Source organism: Mucilaginibacter sp. P19, from assembly GCF_050632265.1.
GTDB classification, from domain to species: Bacteria; Bacteroidota; Bacteroidia; order Sphingobacteriales; family Sphingobacteriaceae; genus Mucilaginibacter; species Mucilaginibacter gossypii.
In genome coordinates this window covers 3,210,570-3,232,280 of record NZ_CP192586.1, presented here as the reverse complement: position 1 = coordinate 3,232,280, position 21,711 = coordinate 3,210,570, and the positions used below count along the sequence as shown (strand labels likewise).

Sequence of the window (21,711 nt, the reverse complement as noted above, 5' to 3'; positions counted from 1 at the left end):
ATTAAAAGCGCTTTTTGTTTTTTAAGAACTTACGAGGTCTCTAAAACTTCGTAAGTTTGAATTTATCGTTACTTCACCACCTCAACCCATTGTCCTTTCAATAAGCTGCTGATTTGGTTATTATACATCGCCTCGCAATAAACAGCCGGTAAATAATATTTACCGGTGTATGCTGCATTAAGCATTACATAATAGGTTGATTCCTGCCCTTCGTATAAACTGAAATATGTGTTCACCCTATCATCACGGATGTCGCGGTAATCAGATGGTGATGATTTAAACGCTTCGTCGCCAAGTAGCCGGGTATTCAGGATCTCCCAGCCCGACGGAAAAATCTGGGTGAGGGCCAGGTTATCGTACCTACCGCGTTTACCCGGGTTTTTGATGTTTACCTGTGCTACAAAATCGGTCCCTTGTTTTAATGATGATGGGTCAATAGGCTTACCTTTAAGCGAGAAATAACCGACACGCATCTGTAATACATCCGGGTTAAGGATTGATTTGGTATCCTGCCCTGATGATGGCTGTCCTTTTTGTATCAGCCTAATGTACAATTTATTATTGCTGTTATTCTTAAGGTATACTTTACCTCCATTGCCAGCCAGCGCCCCTTGCCATAAATATGAACTTGTACTAATGGTGGCTTTGGCGCTTCCTGCTGCATAGTTAAATTCAAGTTTGCCTGCAGGTTTGTTTTGCCCGTAAAACTGGGCCAATGCTATCAGCGAATATGCTGTAGTCTGGGTGCTGTACCAATCATCCTGTGACAAACGCGCAGCAACGGTGTGCACCAATCCGGCCGCTTTTTGTTTTTGGCCTAACAGGGTAAGGGTTTCCAGTATCATTGCCTCATCCCTTAAATCGGATCCATAAGTGCCATAAAGACTATTGTATGGTTTAACGGTAGTTGATAATCTCGCAATCATTCTTAAACCAACTTCGGGCTGTCCCGCAAGCTTATAAGCCGCTGCAAGTCGCCAGGCCGCTGCGTCACTCAGCAACGCAAACTCACGCAGCCGGTTCATTGCACCCATTTCGGGCGAGCGGGCCAGTGCCAGCAGATATAAGCGGTAGGCTTGGGTAAGGTCATCATCGTAATAATATGGTTGCTTGCGTGGCGCCCAGCTAAGGGCCTTTTCTTTCTGGTATTTCTTCCAGCGGTCAATAAAGCCTATCGGCATGCTGAAGCCTTTTGCCTGTGCCGCTAACATGAAATGCCCCGCATAATTGGTTCCCCACTCATCGGCTTCGCCGCCGTAAGGCCAGTAGCTTAAACCACCGCCCTGTACCTGGAAGCCATTGAGCCTGTTAATGGTGGCTTTAATATTCCGGTCGGTTTCGGCCCTTTGTTTTGGTGAAAGGTCAAGCAACTGGTTCAGGTATAACTGGGGGAATGCCGATGATGTGGTTTGTTCCACACAGCCATGCGGATATTCAATCAGGTAATCCAAACGTTTTGAAAGGTTCAATGGCGGGATGTAAGCTACTTCAAGCATGGCTTTATTAGTACCGTTGATGCCAACCGGCTGATAATCGGTATTCCATACTTCGCCCGGCGCAAGCTCTTTCTGAATAATGCGGGTAACCGGCGGATTAGGGTTGCGAACGTTAAGATCAACATCATAAGCAGCTGTTTCCGAAGCGCTTTTGGCAATTATTTTTACTTTACCTACGCCAACAAAATCCTTAACATTTAAATCAAAAGTTACCATTTGGTCACCGGGCTTGTCAAAAGTGAGAGTCTTTTGATTATTACCGCCCAAATTGCTGAAGGCATTACTTTGCACCTGTATGTTAACGGTTTTGATATTGTTCTCCATAGCAAATACTGTTACCGGCAATTGAATGCTTTCTGAAGGGCCAAGCACACGCGGCAGGGTAGCCAGGATCATTAATGGTTTTTTAACCGCTACGGCTTTTTCGGCAATGCCGTAAGCACCATTGTGACCGGCTACTATCATAGCCTTAACAGAACCCACGTATTGCGGCAATATAAAGCGCTGTGTTTGCTTTTCGCCTGCACCGAGGTGGAAAGGGCCAAGGAATTTTACAACAGGTTTAAAACGGTTTACAGACACGTTTTTGTTATTGCCGAGGTTCCCGTCACCACCAATACTTAAAATTCGCTCTAAGCCGCCGCCAAATGCACCTATCACATAGTCGAACAGGTCCCAGGTTTTTACCCCTAAGGCTTCGTGCGCATAAAAGGTATCATGCGGATCGGGCAGTTTGTAATTGGTGATATCTAATAAACCTTCATCAACAATAGCGATAGTATAGGTCATTTCCTTGCCCGATGCTTCCGATACGGTAATGGCCGATTGTGTTTCGGGCCTGATCTTATCGGGCATGCTGATGATTGGTTTCAGGATGGTTTCCGGGTTTTCAACCTGCAGCGGGATAGCACCATACATGCGGATAGGCAAGTCATTAACCGTTTGCGAATGTTTTTGCAGTAGCGTAACATTTACAAAAATGTTTGGCGCCATTGTTTCATCAACCGTAAAGGTATAACGGGTTTGTCCTTTCTTAGTATCTATCCAGGCTGTTTTTAAAACTTTGCTGCCGTTTTCAAAACTAATCAGTGCTCGACCAGCTTCTCCTGTTGGAATAGTCAAAGTTGCCTCATCGCCAACTTTATAGGCAGGTTTATCTGAAGTGAAAGATAACATCGCTGCTTCGGTAGGATTGGTGGATTGTAACCTTTCCGACCAGTTTGGCCAATCCACATAAATGATCTTACCTGTTGAATGGCCTGTTTGTTCGTCTTTAATTTTAATGAGGTAGCGGCCCCAGTCGGCTTTGTTGATATGCAGCTTCCATTTGCCTGCGCCATTGGTCAGATTTACGATTTCGGTTTTAATGAGCTTATTATATTTATCCTGGGTAAAGTTGCTCATTTCATTACCGGTTTGGTCCCACCACCAGCGCCATTGCACTTTGTACAATTCAACCTGCACATCACGGCTGCCCGGCAGGGCGTTTCCATTTACATCAACATCGGCTATGTCAACTAAATGGTCCTTATCAGTAACCAACATGCCCGAAAGGTCACTGCCTTCAGGTGTCTTGATCCCTACGTAGCCTGGGTAAACGTTATAAGGCATGCTCACCTGGTTGATGCTGAAATTGCCGCCCGGCTCAAATACCTTAACCAGGAAATTTGCGCGAAGCTGACCAGGGGCCTGTTTCTCCACATTTACATTTGCGTCAACATCGGCCGTACCTGTTTCGCTTAGTTTGCCATCGAAAACAGTTTGAACCTGCGTATTAAAGGCCAGTGTAGGATCGTCAAAAACATAGTCTTTATACTTTTTAAAGCTGGTGTTTTGTGCCGACAGATAGGCATCAACTTTAGCTTTTAAGTTTTGCGCCGCGCCACCAAACAACCATTGGGCACTTAGCTTGCCATTGGCATTGTTTCCCTTGGTTAATTCGGATGCCCCGCCGAACGACAGACTAAGCTTAAGCCGGTTAGGCATGATGGTTTCAACCTTGATTTTTTCTCAAACCTGGCGCCGCCAACTTTAACTTTAGCCGTCCAGTTGCCGGTAGGGGACGAAGTTTCTGTTGCGGTATGGAAACTGTAAAAGCCATCTAAGCTTTTGGTTTGGGTGATGCGCCTGTAAAGCTTATCGCTTGGGTCATATAATTCAAATTCGACAGGATGATCAGCCGGAAGGGTTTTTAATTTATCCTCCAGAATAAAAGATGTATAAATGGAGTCTCCCGGACGCCAAACGCCGCGTTCGCCGTAAATAAAACCTTTTAGGCCATTTTGTACTTCCTCACCGCCCACGTTAAATCTTGATAAAGGTAAAGAGCTGCCATCATCAAGTTTAAGATAGCCGCGCTGCACGCCTTTTTTGGCTACTAATAAGTATGGCTTCCTCTTAAGATTTAATTTAGCCAGACCGTCGCCGTCGGTAGTGGTTTTGTAGATCACTTGTTTCTGATAGTCGAGCAGCTCAAGATCTACATTGCTCATAGGCTCGGCACTTAGGATATCGGTAACAGCTATCAGCATACTGTTATCATTGCCACGTTTGGCAATAAGGCCAATGTTTGAGGATATGATGTTTCGGGTAGCCCAGCGTTGCTTACTATAATACGAATCTGTGCACGCATCGTCGCGTTCCTGCCAATTGTAGCCTTCGGGATAGTAATTATCATAGCGCTTCCAAAAGTCGTCGTCCTCGTCGCTTACTTTTGAGGCATTATCGCTATAATCACCGCCGTAGTAACCGCCTTCTTCGTCGTCACCATTGTCTTTTTGAACCTTACCGCTATAAACCTTGCAGTTGAACAAGGAATATGATCGCCTGAAACCGATTACCACTCGATATATAGCGCCGGGTTCAGTTCGGATCATCTGGTCAAGATCAAGCATAAAACGGTTCTTCTTGTGCAGGTTAAGACCTTTATCAGTATCTAACCGAATAGTTTTTTGCACTATAGGCTTACCAACCTGCCTTAATTCTGCACTGCCGTCAAAACCATTGCTTTGAAAGTATTGCGGTACGTTGTTTTCGTAGATCTTGATGATGATGACATCAACCGCGTTCAGGTTAATTGCTTCAAAAGGCATCATAATGCGGCCCGAGTCGGGGAGGATCACACCCTTGCCGGGTATGGCAACTGCAGGCAAACGGTTTTCAAAGAATAAATTAGCAGTATAGCCCTTCGTGATCCTTTTCAGGAGCGTGTTTTTAATGCCTTCGTTCACAGATATGGTGTAATCCCCCTGGAGGCGATCAGGAGCGTAAACTTTTACCAGGCTACCGTCGATGCTGTACGCCGGATCAGTGATATTGTTGATGCTGATAAGGCCGTTAAGTTCCTGTCCAACTAAAATGTTATCCGAAAACTGTACCTCAACATACTGATCATTGTCCTGCACAGCGCGGATATTCAGTACCTTAAAATCGCCAATGGCGGGCACTTCAAAATTCTGGTTGCCTTTTTTATCCACGCCAATGCTGCTGCCATCCCAGTTAATTGTAAGTGGATTGGCTTTGCCGGCTATACGTGTTAACCCGGTTATGGTAAAATGATGGTTTTTATGGGCCGCGTCGTGTTCCCAGTTTATTTTAACCGGCGAATCATAATTGGGTACAATAAGCTTATCAACAGCCGATGGGTCTTCTGCGTCAGCTGTTTGAATATCACCTGTAAGCTTCATTTCGGTATTTGAAGTACTGCTGGCGGTTTGCATGCCGATAAATGACACGGTAAAGTAGGGCTGAATAACCTGGAAATTAAATTTAAAGTGCTCAAAATGATCCGACACTTCAATAAGCTTGCTCAATTTAAAATCAGCAGTATAGTTTTTACCGGGGTCGAGCTTTTCATCGGGCCTGAACTCGATGGTTCGTGCATCCGTCCAGATAGCCTTTCCTTTTATAGCTGGTGAAAAGTTGAAAAGATCTTCGTTTATTTCCTCATTTTGCTGGTGCGTTACCTGCACGTCACTGGCCAGCCTGATACGAATGGGGCTCTGTTTGGAAATAACACCAGTTGTATACGACTCGATATACTTGCTGAAAGCAGGATCAACTATTGTTTTTTTGGCCATGAGCTACCAGGTATATGATGAGTAATGCAAGAGCAATGGTAGTGACAACAGTGATTAAGGTTCGGCGTTTGCGGAATTGATTGTATCCGTTTTCCATGAATAGGTTTATTTATTATCAGGTAAATTATGAAATTTATGACAATAAATAATTTAAAGCGAGAATTATTTTATCATAACTCCAGGCTTATTTAAAACCGGGATCTTGATAAAATTCATCTCCACAATACTTTCAGGAAGGAATATAAATTTCTTGTCGAAAATGTCTTTGCCTATATAATAGCTTAGCCAATATTCGTTATTAAGGCCGAAGGTTTGCTCATCAATAGGCTCGATAAGCTTATATGCTTTGCTATCTACAACAGGGATCATATGCCTTAGGGTAGAGGTTTTTACCTGTTCACCATCCTTTTCCCCATAGCCTTTTGAGGTTATGAGCACGTTTTCGATCGGCTCGTTTTTAAGGTTAATGAGGTACACATACCATACCTTACTTTCCACGCTCTCGCTCTCCAATGCTACCGCAATAGCAATATCCTTTACATTATTTTCGGGCAGGTCTTTTTTCATCTTTTGGTCGATTGGGTTGATTAGGTGAGTGGTCTAATTTCAATGCTAAACCATTCACCTAATCAACCATTCACTACTTCTTCTTAGTTGCCGCCTTTTTCTTAGCCGGTGCTTTTGTTGCAGCGGGTTTGGCTGAGGTAGCAGCTTTACCAAAGCGCCCTTTTTTAGCATCCTTCGGAGTTGCGTCGGCGAGTGCCTTGCATTCCTCGTAAGTCAGGGTCAAAGGATCTTTATCTTTAGGGATCTTAACATTTAGTTTACCAAATTCAATATATGGTCCCCAACGGCCGTTCAATACTTTTACATCCGGATCTTCGTCAAAAGCTTTGATCAGCTTTTCAGCATCCTTTTTGCGCTTCAGGTTAATGAGCTCAATAGCTTGTTCTTCAGTAACATCATGCGGGTCGATTTCTTTAGGTAACGATACAAAAGCGCTGTTGTGGCTAATGTAAGGTCCGAAACGGCCGATGGCCACTTTCATTACCTTGCCTTCATACTCGCCCACAACTTTGGGGAGTTTGAATAGCTCAAGTGCCTCTTCAAGGCTGATGGTCTCGATACTCTGCCCGCTGCGAAGACTTGCATAAAGGGGTTTCTCTTCGTTTTCGTCGGTAGCGCTCTCTCCAACCTGCACAAATGGCCCGAAACGACCTATCCTCACAGAAACTTTCTTCCCACTTTCAGGGTGAATGCCTAATTCACGCTCGCCGGTTGCTTTATCAGCCTTTTCAATAGTATTTTCAACTTCCTTATGAAACGGATTATAAAAATCGTGGAGCATTGCAGTCCACTCTTTCATTCCCTGCGCTATTTCGTCAAATTGCTTTTCAACGCTGGCGGTAAAGTTAAAGTCAACGATATCCTTGAAGTATTGTACCAGGAAGTCGTTAACAACTGCACCAATATCAGTAGGGAACAGTTTGCCACGTTCGGCTCCGGTGTTCTCTGTTTTTTCCTCTTTGGTGATGCTGCCCGCCTTCAATGTTAACACCCGGAAATTACGCTGTTTACCTTCGCGTTCTTCCTTTACCACATAACCACGGTTTTGAATGGTTGAGATAGTTGGAGCGTAGGTTGACGGACGCCCGATACCAAGCTCTTCCAACTTTTTCACTAAGCTTGCCTCAGTGTAGCGTGCCGCCGGACGTGAAAAACGTTCTGTAGCCGACATCTCCTGCATAGCTAAACGCTGACCTTTGGTTAATGGAGGCAACATTGCGTTTTCACCATCTTGCTGTGGTTCATCCTCATCATCCTGCGATTCAAGGTAAACTTTCAGGAAGCCATCAAATTTCATTACCTCGCCGTTTGCCACTAAATCTTCATTACGGGTTGAGATACTGATTTTTGCAGTAGTTTTCTCAAACTGGGCCTCGCTCATTTGCGAAGCAATGGCACGTTTCCAGATCAGCTCATATAAGCGCTTTTCTGCGGATTCACCATCGATAGAATGGTTATTGAAATATGTTGGCCTGATCGCTTCGTGCGCTTCCTGTGCACTGGCATTTTTGGTTTTATATCTTCTTTGCTGATGGTATTTTTCGCCGTAGGCAGATACAATCTCGCTTGCCGCCGAATTTAAGGCCAGTTCAGACAGGTTTACCGAGTCGGTACGCATATAGGTAATATAACCTGATTCATATAACCTTTGTGCAACCTGCATAGTGCGCGCTACAGAATAGCCCAATTTGCGGCTTGCTTCCTGTTGCAGGGTTGAGGTGGTGAACGGTGCAGCTGGTGAACGTTTTGTTGGTCTGGTATCTAATGATTTTACATCGAAGTCGGCAGGAATACAATCCTGTAAAAACTTTTCAGCATCTCCCTGTTTAGAAAAACGTTCAGGTAGTTCGGCCTTGAAAGCTTCTTTGCCTTTGCCAAATATGGCTACGATTTTAAATGCTGCTTCTGATTTAAATTTATTGATCTCACGTTCACGGTCTACAATAAGCCTTACTGCAACTGACTGTACACGACCTGCCGAAAGTGATGGTTTTACCTTCTTCCACAAAACAGGGGAGAGCTCAAAGCCTACCAACCTGTCTAAAACACGGCGCGCCTGTTGGGCGTTAACAAGGTTATAGTCGATTTTACGTGGTGTATCTATTGCTTTTAAAATGGCCGGTTTAGTGATCTCATGAAAAACAATACGCTTGGTGTGCGTGTCCTTCAGATCCAATGTTTCAAACAAATGCCAGGAAATGGCCTCACCCTCGCGGTCCTCGTCCGACGCGAGCCAAACCATTTCGGCTTCCTTAGCTAACTTCTTTAATTCGCTAACTACCTGCTTTTTATCTGCGGGTACCTCGTATTTTTGTTTAAAGTTATTAGCTATATCAATTGCATCTTCCGACTTAACCAGATCACGGATATGCCCGTAGCTGGACTTTACAGTAAAGTCCTTTCCAAGGTAACCCTCAATGGTCTTAGCTTTTGCCGGTGATTCAACTATCAGTAAGTTTTTGGCCATTTAATCAGTTTTAGTTTTTGCAAATAAAACATAAAGTAAGCGAAACACCAATTAGTTTTTGGTAAAAGGTGTAAAAATTGAAGGCGAATTATGTTTTAAGTTGAGATTTTTGCGCGAAAATGCCTTTGGAAATTATATTCTTGCAAAATAACCAATCTGATTTTAACAAAATGATAACAAGCAAATGCGGCAGCTCGCATTGTCAAGCTTAAAAAATGCAGGAAATAGGGTGTTTACATAAGAAAGCCGCCGCCAACAAGGTCATCTCCTTCATAAAATACAGCTGATTGGCCCGGTGCTATGCCTGATACATTATGATGAAAATCAACTTTCATATGTTCGCCCATTTGAAGAATGGTGCTTTGCGCTCCGGCATCTTTATAACGGATTTTGGTAATGGCTTCGAGCGGCTCATTTATATTTTCATATTTAATTAGGTTGAGGTTTTTTACCCAGGCTTGTTTGCGTTCAAGCTCGTCGGCGGTGCCTAAAACAACTGTATTAGTGGTAGGATCGATGCGCGTAACAAACATAGGGTGTCCTAATGCCACGCCCAAGCCCTTACGCTGGCCAATGGTATAAAAAGGATAGCCCTGATGCTTACCTACTACTGTGCCGTTGGTCAGTACGAAATTACCCGGGCCAATTCGCTCATCAAGGTCTTCAACTTTATGGCGCAGAAATGACCGGTAATCATTATCAGGTACAAAGCAGATCTCATAGCTTTCACTTTTACCTGCAAGCTCTATTTGCCCCATATCAAGTGCCATTTGCCTGATCTCTGGCTTTGAAAAACTTCCCAATGGAAATTTAGTACGCGCAAGATTTTTTGAGATACACCCCACAATACGTACGATTGATCCTTATTGGTATCCTTGCCTTTTGATATCACGTAACGGCCATTGTCCTGCAAACGGATATTAGCATAGTGACCGGTAGCTATAAATTCGCAATCGAGTTTATCGGCACGTTTTAATAACGCTTCCCATTTAATATGAGTGTTGCACAAAACGCATGGGTTAGGGGTACGGCCAGCCAGGTATTCATCAACAAAGTTATCGATCACGAAATCGCCAAACTCGTTGCGGATATCTAATATATAATGAGGGAAACCGTAACCAACGGCAAGGGCACGCGCATCATTGATGCTATCTAAACTACAACAGCCGGTTTCTTTTGAGCTGCCGCCCGATGAGGCATAGTCCCAGGTTTTCATGGTTAAACCAATAACTTCATAGCCCTGTTCATGCAGCATCACTGCCGCCACCGAACTATCAACCCCGCCGCTCATCGCCACTAATATCCTGCCATGCTTACTCATAATGCTGCAAAGATACCTATTTGATTTTTATGTTAACACAAGCTTAGTCAGTATAGGGTAAAATGTGTTTAGATAACCATTATTTTGTGTTAATTAATAGTTAATTAATATTGTTATTCAGGATCTTATATGAGTTATATTAAGTAAAGATGATGGTGATATATGAGGCAAAATTAGTGTAAATGTTGTTTATAAATCCCGATTTCGTCGCTGTTAATTTCATTGTTTCTTTAATATAAGTTAAAATGCCCCGATAGCGATATTCTTAACACCATATTAATATTGTATAATAAAGCAAAAAAATTTAATCTACTTAGTGTAAAAAGGGCTGATTAAAAAAGGGAATTAAACGGGCGCTCAGAGAGTTCATTTCGTTGTAAAAAGTGTGTTTGTAACAGGTGTAGGTGATACACTAATTTCAACATTAAAAGACATTTGTTGCTAAAATTTTAAATAATAAATGTAGAGTTGACTATTATAAAAACAAGCAACATTATTTATTAAAAAAACGTAAAAGTGATGCCGCCTATTGTAACGGACCTATTACATTATAAATTTGCTATATCCTAATTAATAAAACAATGTTAACTCAATTAACTTTAGAACAAAAATTACAGGGCGTAATTTTAGTGATTATTTGCTTTATTGCAGCAGCCAACTACTTAATAAAGTAACGCTTAACAATACGAATAAACACGTTAAGGTGCTTACTATACAGAGTAAGCACCTTTTTTATGTGATATGTTTTTTGCAGGATATTTTACGGATTGCGTGTTTGTCCGTTGCCTTTAACTATCCATTTGTAACTGGTAAGTTCTTCCAGGCCCATAGGACCGCGGGCGTGGAGTTTTTGAGTACTGATGCCAATCTCGGCGCCAAGACCAAACTGGGCGCCATCAGTGAACGCTGTTGATACGTTTGCATAAACAGCTGCAGCATCCACATCATTTAAAAATTTAGCAATGTTTTCTGCATTTTCAGAGATAATGGCTTCACTATGTTTTGAACTGTTTACAGCGATATATTCTAACGCTTCAGTAAATGAACTTACTGTTTTAATAGCCATCTTCATCGAAAGAAATTCAGTACCAAAGTGTTCCGGACTGGCTTTATGCAAAAGGTTGGAGGGGTAATTGCTTTTTAACGCTTCAAAGGCCCGTTCATCGGCAAAGATTTCTACTTCTTTTTCGTTTAGGATGTGTGCCAGTTGCGGCAGGTCGCTTAAGCGGGCGGAGTGGATGATCAAACAATCCAAGGCGTTGCAAACACTTACCCGGCGGGTTTTTGCGTTGGCAATAATTTCAGCACCTTTCTCTACGTTGCCCGATTCATCAAAATAAGTATGCACAATACCGGCACCTGTTTCAATAACAGGTACCTTGCTGTTATCCCGCACAAAATCAATCAGCGACTGGCTTCCTCTTGGGATAAGCACATCAATATAACCAATAGCATTCAGCAAAGCTGTTGTAGCCTCACGTTCGGCGGGGAGCAGTGTAACCACATTGACATCAACTCCATGTTTTGCCAATACTTTATGGATAACCGAAATAATAGCCCGGTTAGAGAAATCGGCATCACTGCCGCCTTTTAATATGCTGATGTTGCCTGTTTTAAAGCAAAGCGCAAAAACATCAAAGGTAACATTGGGCCTGGCTTCGTAAATAACGCCAACAACGCCAAGCGGGACACGTATTTTTGATATCGATAAACCGTTGGACATTTCTGTAGCAGAAAGCTGTTTGCCAAGCGGGCTATCCAGTTGGGCTACGCTTTGCATATCGCCTGCAATACCTTTGATGCGGTCGGCTGTAAGTTTAAGGCGGTCGTATTTTGGATCGGCCGGATCCATACGGTCAAGGTCTCGTTCGTTCTCGGCCAGGATATATTCGGTTTGTGCTATAGCCTCGGCAGCAACATCCTCCAAAATCCCGTTGATTACGGTAGGGGCAAGAGGCGATTTTCGACTTGCTTCACGTGCTTTATCAAAATAGCTGTTATAGTTCATTGTATTTAGCCTTGTAAGTAAAGATAATCATAGTGTACCAGTGCTTTTTGGTTTTTTTGGCCGACGCGTTCACGGGCCTTATCGGCACCATATTCGGCAATGCCTAAACCAATCAGCTTATCGGTATCATCTATCAGTTTAATAATATCGCCTTTTTTAAAGTCGGTTATTACCCCCACTATGCCAACCGGCAATAAGCTGGTTGCCTTGTTTGAGATGAGCGCGGCTTTTGCACCGGCATTGATCAGTACACTCCCAGTCGCTGATTTTTCGGAATGGGCAATCCATTTCTTTTTACCCGATGCTGTTTTATTTGGAATGAAGCGGGTATGTGTAACCTGGTTTTCCAAAACATCTGTTAAGATCTGATCACGTTTACCATTGGCTATATGCACTGAAATACCAAGCTGGGCTGTTTTTTGCGCCATGGTTGATTTGGTGATCATGCCACCCCGGCCAAATTGCGAACGGCCAGATGATACAAAACTTGAAAAATCAAGTTCATTACCGCTAACCTCATCTATCACTGCCGAACCAGCTGCTTTAGGATCGCCATTGTAAATGCCATCAACGTTGGTGAGGATGATGAGCGCATTAGCGTTTAGCATAGATGCTATGAGGCCTGCCAATTCATCATTATCGGTAAACATAAGCTCGGTTACTGATACCACGTCGTTTTCATTGACAACAGGGATCACCTCATATTGCAGCAATGCCTCAAGGCAATTTTTCATATTGAGGTAATGCATCCTGTCCCTGAAATCCTCGCGGGTAACCAAAACCTGCGAGCACAGGATCTGAAACTGCTCAAACAAATGTGAATAGGTATTGATCAGTTTTACCTGCCCGATAGAGGCCAAAACCTGCCGGGCCGCAACAGCATCTGATTTTTCGGCAACGGTAATGAGACTGCGACCGGATGCGACAGCGCCCGATGAAACCAGTATCACTTCAATGCCTTGCTTTTTTATCGCAGCTATCTGGTCAACCAAATGGGTTATTCGCGGCAGGTCGGGGAGGCCGTTTTCCTGGGTAATAACATTTGAGCCGATTTTGATAACGATGCGTTGATAATTGAAAGCCATTAGTATAGTACAGGTTGAGGCTTCAATATTACAAATTTGGGAGAAATTAGGCTTTGTTTATTTTGAAATATCCAGTAAAGTGATGGATTTTATAGTGAAATGACGCGGAAGTCATCAAAAATTTAAAAAACAGACCGGAAAGCTTGACAGTCAGTATTAAATTTTTATTTTTGTCGACTAATTCTATAGACAATGTATCATTTTAATGCAATTGCCGTTCTGTCCAAGTTAAAAATGCAGCTCCTAACTGCAATGTGTTGTTGTTGAGCCATAGCCTCCATCAACGATAATACACGACCCAAAATCACAATTTTAATTACCACCGCCACAAATTACTTCATGAAAATTTTTACAAACTTAGTTAGAATACTTGCGCTCTTCCTGGTACTATTGCCGGGTATAGGTTATGCACAGCTTAACGGCTCATATATATTGAGCGGAAAAGTTGACGACGACCAGGGTAAGCCGCTGATAGGGGCAACCGTATCTATTAAAGGCACAACCAATAAAACATCAACAGATACTACCGGTAAGTTTTCATTAACTACCAGTGCCAAATTGCCCTATACACTTGTTTTTACCGCGATCGGTTATCAGCCGCAGGAGTTTTACATTAAAAATGCCAATAGTACCGTAAATATTACGCTTACTACGCAATCATTGTTGGTTAATGAGGTGGTAGTAACAGCATCCCGTAAGGAGGAAAAATTGCTTCGCTCGCCCGTAGCTATCGAAAAATTGAGTATCACGGCGTTAAAACAATCGCCCGGCCCAAGTTTTTATGATGCTTTGGAGAACGTGAAAGGCGTGCAGATGACAACCACCAGTATCACCCTCAAAGTGCCTAACACCCGTGGCTTCAACAGTCCCAACAACTTCAGGTTTATGCAACTGGTTGATGGCGTTGATATGCAGTCGGCTACACTGGGTGTACCGCTTGGAAACGCTATTGGCCCAACCGAATTAGATATTGCCAGTGTGGAAATTACTCCGGGTGCTGCTGCTGCGCTTTACGGTACTAATGCTATTAACGGCTTGTCAAACCTGTTCACTAAAGATCCATTTAAATACCAGGGCTTAAGCTTTTACCATCGCCAGGGTTTAAACCATGTTGGTAAAGACCGCTTAGGGGCAAGTTCGCTTACCGAAGATGCTTTAAGATATGCCAAAGCATTTAACAATAAATTTGCCGTTAAAGTGAACTTTAGTTATATGCAGGGACAGGATTGGCAATCAGATACCCGTCTTGATCAAAATCCAACCAACCTTAAATCGGCCAACCCTGCTTATCCTGAATTAACAGGTACCAGCAACGCAGCTTATGATGGCTGGAATAAGTATGGTGACGACGCACTCGCAGGCAGTAACACTGTATCAATAAAAGGCATCACGGTTGATGGTAAAGCCCGCCCAAACCTTACCGTAGCCCGTACAGGCTATAACGAAGTTGATCTGGTTGATCCGCATGTGAAAAACTTAAAACTGGATGGTACGCTGGCTTATAAATTATCGCCAAATACCATCTTATCTTATACTTATCGCTATGGCAGACTTGATGGCGTGTTTCAGCGGGGTAATAAAATCTCGTTACAAGGGGCTACAGTTCAGAACCATAAAATTGAGTTAAAAGGGAAAGACTTCCTGGTGCGCGGTTACGAATCGATTGAAAATACCGGCAACTCGTTTAATGTAAAACCACTGGCCGATAACCTTGACCTTAACCACGCCAGCAATTCGGCATGGGCAACTTTATATGGTAACGCTTTAAAAGCTTATAATGGCGGTGTATTAACGTCTGCAAATCTTGCTGCAGCCGAACAAGCTGCCCGTGTAGCTGCTGATAAAGGCCGTGTTGAACCGGGAACTCCTGAGTTTGACGCTTTGAGGAAAACCATTATCGGCATCAATAACTGGGATATTAAATCAAGCCTGATCCCTAATGCCCCGGAAACAGGCGGTGCGGCGTTATGGCAAAAAAGTCATATGTACAACGGTGAGGCCCAGTGGGACCTGAGCAGGAAGGTTAAATTTGTTGACCTTTTGGTTGGCGCTGATGTACGTGTTTACAGCATTACGCCGGATGGTAATAACTTCGTGGATTTCAGCCGTCCTATTGCAGACAGGAACACGCCATTGGCTGATGGCTCTTTCGGTAAAGACGTTATCTATAAAAAATACGGTGCATTTACCCAGGTTACCAAAACCTTTTTTGATGAGAAGTTGAAATTATTCGGCTCAATCCGCTGGGATCGTAACCCATACTTCGATCCTAAATTTACACCGCGTTTAGCCGCTGTTTATACCGTTAACCAAAATCATAACTTCAGGTTTACATTCCAGAACGGTTTTCGTTTTCCATCGTTATTTGAAGCTTTATCATACGTAAATAACGGTCGTGTAAAACGTGTGGGTAGTTTGCCATTCATTAACGAAGGCTTAGGATACCTTGGCAATAGCTATACCCAAACATCGGTAGTGGCATTCAATGCTGCAGTAAACGCTGCAGGCGGCTCAGACCAGGCAGCTTTGGCTAACCGTAACCTGTTAAAAGTAGCGGACTTGCCACCTGCCCGCCCGGAGCAAATTACTTCTTTTGAGGTAGGTTATAAAGGTATCGTAGCCGACAATAAAGTGTTCATTGATATTGACGCTTACACCAACCGTTATGATGGTTTCCTCGGCCAGGTACAAGTTTTTGTGCCAAACGGTGTTACCGTAGGTTCAGACGCAGCTGTATTAGCCATGCTTGACATTAACCGCGATCCCACAACAGGCACATCAAGTAACGCAGCCAGTCAGGGGCAAAGCAGGTACCGCGTTTATACCAATGCTAAGAATATTTACCATAATTATGGTTCTTCGGCGGGTATCACTTACAATTTCTACCAGCACTACACGGTATCGGGTAACGTGAGCTTCAATAAGCTGAAAGCCCAAACAGCTTCAGATATTTTTGTTACAGGTTTCAATACCCCGGAGTGGTCGGGCAATGTATCGTTCGGTAACCGTGAGGTGGTTAAAAACTTCGGTTTCAACGTGGTTTACAAATGGCAGCAGTCGTACCTGTGGGAGAGCCCATTGGTTACCGGTACCGTGCCTTCAATTAAAACAGTTGATGCACAGGTTACTTACCGCGTGCCTTCTTACTATGCAACATTTAAGTTAGGGGCTACCGATATTTTTAACAAAAGATATTATCAATATGCAGGCGGCCCGACAATCGGTGGCTTGTATTACGTATCGGTAACGCTTGATGGCTTATTAGCAGGCAATAATAACAACAAGTAAGAGCTTTTATAAGGTTTTATATAGTTTGTAAGGGGATGGAGTGATAAGCTTTGTCCCCTTTTCTATTTTGTCTATCGTCATTATAAAAGCGTCATTGCGAGGCACGAAGCAATCCCCTAAATACAATGGGGCTAAGCAAATCCAGCCTTTGTAGTTCGCGATTGCTTCGTGGCAATGACAGTGAGTGGGGATTATGACGGAAACAAAAAAGGCCAACTGATTTTTCAACCAATTGACCTACGTATAAAAAAAGCGTCTTTGACTTATTTAGCGGTTACCTCATGCAAACCACATTCCTTTTTCGATTGATCTTCCCACCACCAGCGGCCTGCACGAAAATCTTCACCTTCGGCTACGGCACGGGTACATGGCATACAGCCGATGCTTGGGAAACCTTTATCATGCAGTGAGTTATATGGAATGTTGTATTGTTTGATATAGGCTTTTACTTCGTCCAGTGTCCAGCTGAAAATAGGGTGGAACTTAACCAGTTGGTTTTGCTCATCCCATTCCATGTCATGCATATCATGACGGTTAACCGATTGCTCGGCGCGGATGCCGGTGATCCAAATTTTGTTGCCTTTTAAAGCGCGTTTGAGCGGTTCTATTTTACGGATCCCGCAGCACTCTTTGCGGTTTTCAACCGACTCGTAAAAGCTGTTTGGGCCTTTTTTGCTTACCATTTCTTCCAATAGTTCATTATTCGGATAGTAGGCATGTATAGGTTTTTGATACCTGTTCATGGTAGCCGCCCAAACTGAATAAGTTTCGCGGAACAGCCTGCCGGTTTCAAGCGTAAACACTTTAATTGGCAGGTTATTGGCAAAGATCATATGACTGATCACCTGGTCTTCCCAACCAAAGCTGGTAGAAAATATAACTTCACCAGGGAAAAGCTCTGCCAATTTAGTGAGGGCTTCCACAGGGCCAAGTCCGGTGGTTACACTTTGTATTTGTTGTAATGCAGTGCTCATTTTATATAACCTTAGTAATAAACATGATAATAGAACGGATACTGATGAGGATAACAATTACTGATACCGCCACCATGATAGTTTTCGCAGAGATCTTATTAGAAATCTTAGCTGCGATTGGCGAAGCAAGCGCACTGCCTAAGATAAGCCCTCCGACAGCCTGCCAGTGATCGCTGCTTACCATGGCTATGAAGGTTATTGAGCCCATCATTGCCACAAAAAAACGTGAAAGCTTAACAGTGCCTAACGAAAAACGTGGGCTCCGGCCACCGGCTATCAGGGTTGATAACACGATTGATCCCCAGCCACCGCCGCCAACAGCATCGATAAAGCCACCGCCTAAACCCAGCAGCGAAATGCGTTTTACCTTATCGGCCGATTTTTTCTTTTGTGTATTGAATGCCTTCCTGAATATCACTATACCCAATATCAGGGTATAAACCGATACAACAGGTTTGGTATACATGCTGTAATGCTCAAGCGAAGATAGGAGATAAGCTCCTGTTACCGCTCCTATTATACCGGGAATAACTAATAACTTAAATAGTTTCCAGTTGATGTTGCCCATGCGATAATGCATCCAACCGGCTATACCGCAACTCATGATCTCGGAAAGGTGTACGCCCATACTGGCTGAGGCCGGAGGGATACCCATAGAAAGAGAGAATGTGGTTGAGGTAACACCGTACGACATGCCGATGGCGCCATCAATCATAGCAAATACAAACCCGGCTCCTAAAAAGTAATAAAAGATAGGATCGATGCCGGTTACGAAGTGCTTAAAGTTAGGCTCTTTGAAATAAAGTGCGGTTATACCAATGGCCAGTGATATGATAATGGTTGACCAAATTAGCCAAATGAAATTTTTCCGGTTAACAGGTTTTGGTTCAACCAATACCGAGGTTACGCTATTTAGTTTTTTTACTTTGTCGGCAAAATCGCCTTCAAGGGTATTTCTTAGTTCGCTCATTTGCTGCAAAGTGATGTCAAGCTCCGCAGGAAGGCTTTCATTCAATACTTCTTTTAATCGTTTAGCCACAGTAGGCGATTTTCCATTGGTAGATATGGCCAGTTTCAAGTCGCCCTTTTGCACTATCGATCCTAAGTAAAAATCACATAGCGCAGGCTTATCAGCTACATTGATCAATAATTTACGATCATGTGCTGCGCTGCGAACATAGCTGTTAAGTTCGCTATCATTAGTAGCAGCGATAACAATATCGGCGTCGTTCAGGTCGTCGTCGGTAAATGATTTTTGTATAATGCGGATGCCCGGATATTGCAATGCAAGTGTATGTACCTCGGGCAAAAACTCGCGCGAAATAACGGTAACCCTTGCACTGTTGCTGTTATTAAGTACAGCAGTAAGTTTTTCCAAACCAACATTACCGCCGCCAATAAGCACCGTATGCAGATCATTCAGTTTTAAAAATACCGGAAAAAGCTGGTTACCTTCCTGTTTTTTATCCTGAATGTTGGTTAAACTCTTATCCCCGGGCAACAACGTCATAAACTTCTTTTATCAGTTGGAATTTTGGATGAAGCGATACCACCTCGCCTAAAACAATAATGGCAGGCGATGAAATCTCACTTTCATCAACGGTATCAACAATAGTATCCACCGTCGCAACAGCGATCTTCTCGTCTGCAGTAGAACCGCTTTGAATAACGGCTACGGGTAGTTTGTTCTTGCCTTGTAACTTGAATATTTCAGCGATCTCGGCCAGCTTATGAATGCCCATCAATACAACCACGGTAGCATTTGATCGTGACGCGTCAACAAGATCGTTCGAGATCTTGCCATTTGCAGTAGTTCCGGTAACCACCCAAAAACTTTCACTTAAACCGCGGTGAGTAACCGGGATCTGCTGCAATTCGGGTACGGCTATCGAGCTGGAAATGCCCGGAATAACAGAAGCGGATATATTGTGTGCCGCGGCAATTATCAACTCTTCATATCCACGACCGAATACAAACGGATCACCACCCTTTAACCTGACTACGTGACCATAGTTTTTGGCATAATCAACCATGAGGTTGTTTATTGCTTCCTGCGAAAAGGTGTGATCGCCTGAACGTTTGCCTACGTAAACTTTTGTAGCGTTTTTCGGAGCGTAGTCAAGTAACTCTTCATTAACCAAAGCATCGTACAAAACAACATCGGCTGTTTTTAAAGCTTTGATAGCTTTTACGGTTATCAGGTCGGCATCGCCTGGGCCTGCACCCACCAGTGTGATGCGTGGTTCTTTTATATTTTTATTAGTTTCAGTCATTATTGTACAAGCGCCTCTCTCTTATCCTTGCTTCTGCTTAAAAATTCTGTAGCCTGTGCTAAATATGTTGTGGCAAATTCTTGTGACGGCTCATTTTGGTTGAGTTGTAATACCAGATCATTAAAGCTCCCGTTCAATTCAAACTCGCCTTTTTCAACGTATTGCGCATCAAACTCGCGGATCACGCCAATTTGCGTACTGCTGTTAACGGCTTTATCAAGCAACAGCGCTTTCGCCGAGCTTACAAACACATTATAGGCATGATAAATAGCGTCAGCCCAGCGGCCATCAGCATAAGCTTCGTTAGCCCAGCCTAATTTTTCTTCCGATTCAAACAGGAGGGTAGCTACCAGGTCGATGATCACACCGGCGCATTCACCTACGCCTATAGCGGTAACAAATGTTTCCTGGTGCCCCCAGTCAATATATTCGTCATCGGTAAGAGTAGTTAAATCGGCAAGTGGTTTCAGCAAACGGTAAAAATAATCTTTACCCTGCCTGTCATAATATTCATGGTAAGTTTCACCCTCCGGTGAAAACTCTTTATAGTCGTTCAATAACCACCTTAGCACATCGGTAGCACGTTTGGTAGGTACTTTAATCACCCTTTCGGCAGCGCGGCCAACGCCGTCGCCAACGGTACCGCCGCCTAACATCACCTGTACAGAAGGTAATACTTTAGCGCCTGCTTTAAGCGAACTGCCATGAAACCCAATGTGGGCCAAACCATGCTGGCCACATGAATTCATACAACCGCTTATTTTGATTTTGATTTCGCGGTTATAAATAAAGTCTTCGTATTCGTTATAGATCAGGTCCTCCAATACGCGGGCCATGGTCATGCTGTTGGAGATACCAAGGTTGCAGGTGTCTGTACCCGGGCAGGTGGTGACATCAGCAATGCTATCAAAACCCGGCGCAGCCAGTTCAAGCTTAGCCAGGCCTTCATATAAAGCAGGCAATGCTTCCTTTTGAACATATTTTAAAAGCAAACCCTGGTTTTGAGTAATGCGGATCTCGTGACCAACCAATGGCTCCAGTGTTTTAACCAGTGCACGGGCAGTATCTGATGAGATATCACCTACAGGCACTTTAATATACACGCCGTAAAAACCTTTTTGTTTTTGCTCAAAAACGTTGGTAGCCAGCCATTGCTCATAGCGCAACGGGTTGCTGATGGTTACCTCAGGATAGCTATCAGTTGGTGGTAAAGCCGGGGCATCAATAGCATCCCGGTTGATAGGGTATGATTTTACTTTGTTGGCCGTACGCTCAATTTTGGCTAAACGCAATACCTCGTCTAAACCTAATTTTTGGATAAGGTATTTCATACGGGCTTTGTTGCGGTTATTGCGTTCGCCGTAACGGTCAAAAACACGGATTACTGATTCTATATAAGGGATCAGCTGATCTTCTGGTAAAAACTCTTCAACAATACTGGCTAAAATTGGCTGTGCACCTAAACCGCCGCCAAGCATGATCTTAAACCCACGTTCGCCATTGGCATTTATTTTAGGTATAGCACCGATATCATGAATGTATGAAAACGCTGTGTCCTCATCGCTTGACGAGAAAGAGATTTTGAATTTGCGGCCCATTTCCTGGCATATCGGGTTACGCAGAAAATAATCAAACGTAGCATATGCATAAGGAGAAACGTCAAATGGTTCTTTTGGGTCGACACCTGCAGTAGGAGAGGCTGTAACATTGCGCACGGTATTACCGCATGCTTCGCGCAGAGTGATATCATCCTGTGCAAGCTTGGCCCAAAGCTGAGGTGTACGGTCAAGACTTACATAGTGGATCTGGATGTCCTGGCGGGTGGTAAGGTGGAGATTACTGCTCCCAAACTCGTCAGAAATCTCGGCAATCTTCAATAGTTGCTTAAAGCTAACTTTACCAAAAGGTAGTTTAATGCGTACCATTTGCACGCCTGGCTGACGCTGGCCATAAACACCGCGCGCCAAACGTAAACTTCTGAATTTTTCATCATGAATTTTACCTTCACGAAAAGCATGGATCTTTTTTTCAAGATCTATAATATCCTTCTCAACAATAGGGTTCTCCAGTTCCGTTCTGAAGCTCTGCATATTCTATGTATTAATCTTTTATAAAAAAGCCCCTTTGGCTGTGGCTAAAGAGGCATATATGGT

Annotated in this window: 11 protein-coding genes and 1 pseudogene; 1 reads left to right on the top strand and 11 read right to left on the bottom strand. The window is 43.5% G+C overall.

Going from position 1 to position 21,711, the window contains the following annotated elements; all coding sequences use genetic code 11:
- Positions 1-68: 68 nt before the first annotated feature.
- The 7 genes and pseudogenes from ACQ86K_RS15740 to proB all read right to left on the bottom strand — a co-directional run bounded on the left by ACQ86K_RS15740 (position 69) and on the right by proB (position 13,023).
- A complete protein-coding gene (locus ACQ86K_RS15740) occupies positions 69-3,482 on the bottom strand; it encodes an alpha-2-macroglobulin family protein (protein ID WP_431200702.1) in 3,414 nt (1,137 codons plus the stop codon).
- On the bottom strand, positions 3,431-5,575 hold the full coding sequence (locus ACQ86K_RS15735) for an MG2 domain-containing protein (protein WP_431200701.1): 2,145 nt from the start codon (positions 5,573-5,575) through the stop codon (positions 3,431-3,433). The genes ACQ86K_RS15740 and ACQ86K_RS15735 overlap by 52 nt, the downstream gene beginning before the upstream one ends.
- A 162-nt stretch (positions 5,576-5,737) precedes the next feature.
- On the bottom strand, positions 5,738-6,142 hold the full coding sequence (locus tag ACQ86K_RS15730) for a hypothetical protein (RefSeq protein WP_090525388.1): 405 nt from the start codon (positions 6,140-6,142) through the stop codon (positions 5,738-5,740).
- Between the two features lie 73 nt (positions 6,143-6,215).
- Positions 6,216-8,609, bottom strand: coding sequence for a type I DNA topoisomerase (gene topA / locus ACQ86K_RS15725; protein ID WP_091163876.1), 2,394 nt, complete (start codon positions 8,607-8,609; stop codon positions 6,216-6,218).
- Between the two features lie 233 nt (positions 8,610-8,842).
- A pseudogene (mnmA, locus tag ACQ86K_RS15720) lies at positions 8,843-9,930 on the bottom strand (tRNA 2-thiouridine(34) synthase MnmA).
- 760 nt (positions 9,931-10,690) lie between these two features.
- Positions 10,691-11,938 carry a glutamate-5-semialdehyde dehydrogenase gene (locus ACQ86K_RS15715; RefSeq protein ID WP_091163879.1) on the bottom strand — a complete coding sequence of 416 codons (1,248 nt, stop codon included), beginning with the start codon at positions 11,936-11,938 and terminating at the stop codon, positions 10,691-10,693.
- 5 nt (positions 11,939-11,943) lie between these two features.
- The gene (gene proB / locus ACQ86K_RS15710; RefSeq protein WP_090525396.1) at positions 11,944-13,023 is read right to left on the bottom strand and encodes a glutamate 5-kinase; all 1,080 of its coding nucleotides are present in this window, start codon (positions 13,021-13,023) and stop codon (positions 11,944-11,946) included.
- Between the two features lie 339 nt (positions 13,024-13,362).
- Here proB and ACQ86K_RS15705 point away from each other — a divergent pair, with 339 nt between their 5' ends.
- Positions 13,363-16,311 carry a TonB-dependent receptor gene (locus tag ACQ86K_RS15705; protein WP_091163881.1) on the top strand — a complete coding sequence of 983 codons (2,949 nt, stop codon included), beginning with the start codon at positions 13,363-13,365 and terminating at the stop codon, positions 16,309-16,311.
- 263 nt (positions 16,312-16,574) lie between these two features.
- Here the strand turns inward: ACQ86K_RS15705 and ACQ86K_RS15700 are convergent, their stop codons facing one another.
- Genes ACQ86K_RS15700 through ACQ86K_RS15685 form a run of 4 tightly spaced genes read right to left on the bottom strand, consistent with a single transcriptional unit; the run spans position 16,575 to position 21,648 of the window.
- Positions 16,575-17,285 (bottom strand): phosphoadenylyl-sulfate reductase, encoded by a 711-nt coding sequence (locus ACQ86K_RS15700; protein WP_091163883.1) that lies wholly within the window; start codon positions 17,283-17,285, stop codon positions 16,575-16,577.
- 1 nt (position 17,286) lies between these two features.
- Positions 17,287-18,795 (bottom strand): TSUP family transporter, encoded by a 1,509-nt coding sequence (locus tag ACQ86K_RS15695; protein ID WP_091163885.1) that lies wholly within the window; start codon positions 18,793-18,795, stop codon positions 17,287-17,289.
- Entirely contained in the window at positions 18,773-19,558 is a 786-nt protein-coding gene (gene cobA / locus ACQ86K_RS15690) for a uroporphyrinogen-III C-methyltransferase (RefSeq protein ID WP_091163888.1), read from the bottom strand. The genes ACQ86K_RS15695 and cobA overlap by 23 nt, the downstream gene beginning before the upstream one ends.
- Complete coding sequence (locus tag ACQ86K_RS15685; protein WP_091163890.1) at positions 19,558-21,648, bottom strand: HEPN domain-containing protein; 2,091 nt, start codon at positions 21,646-21,648, stop codon at positions 19,558-19,560. Before ACQ86K_RS15685 ends, cobA begins: the two co-directional genes overlap by 1 nt.
- Between the last annotated feature and the right edge of the window lie 63 nt (positions 21,649-21,711).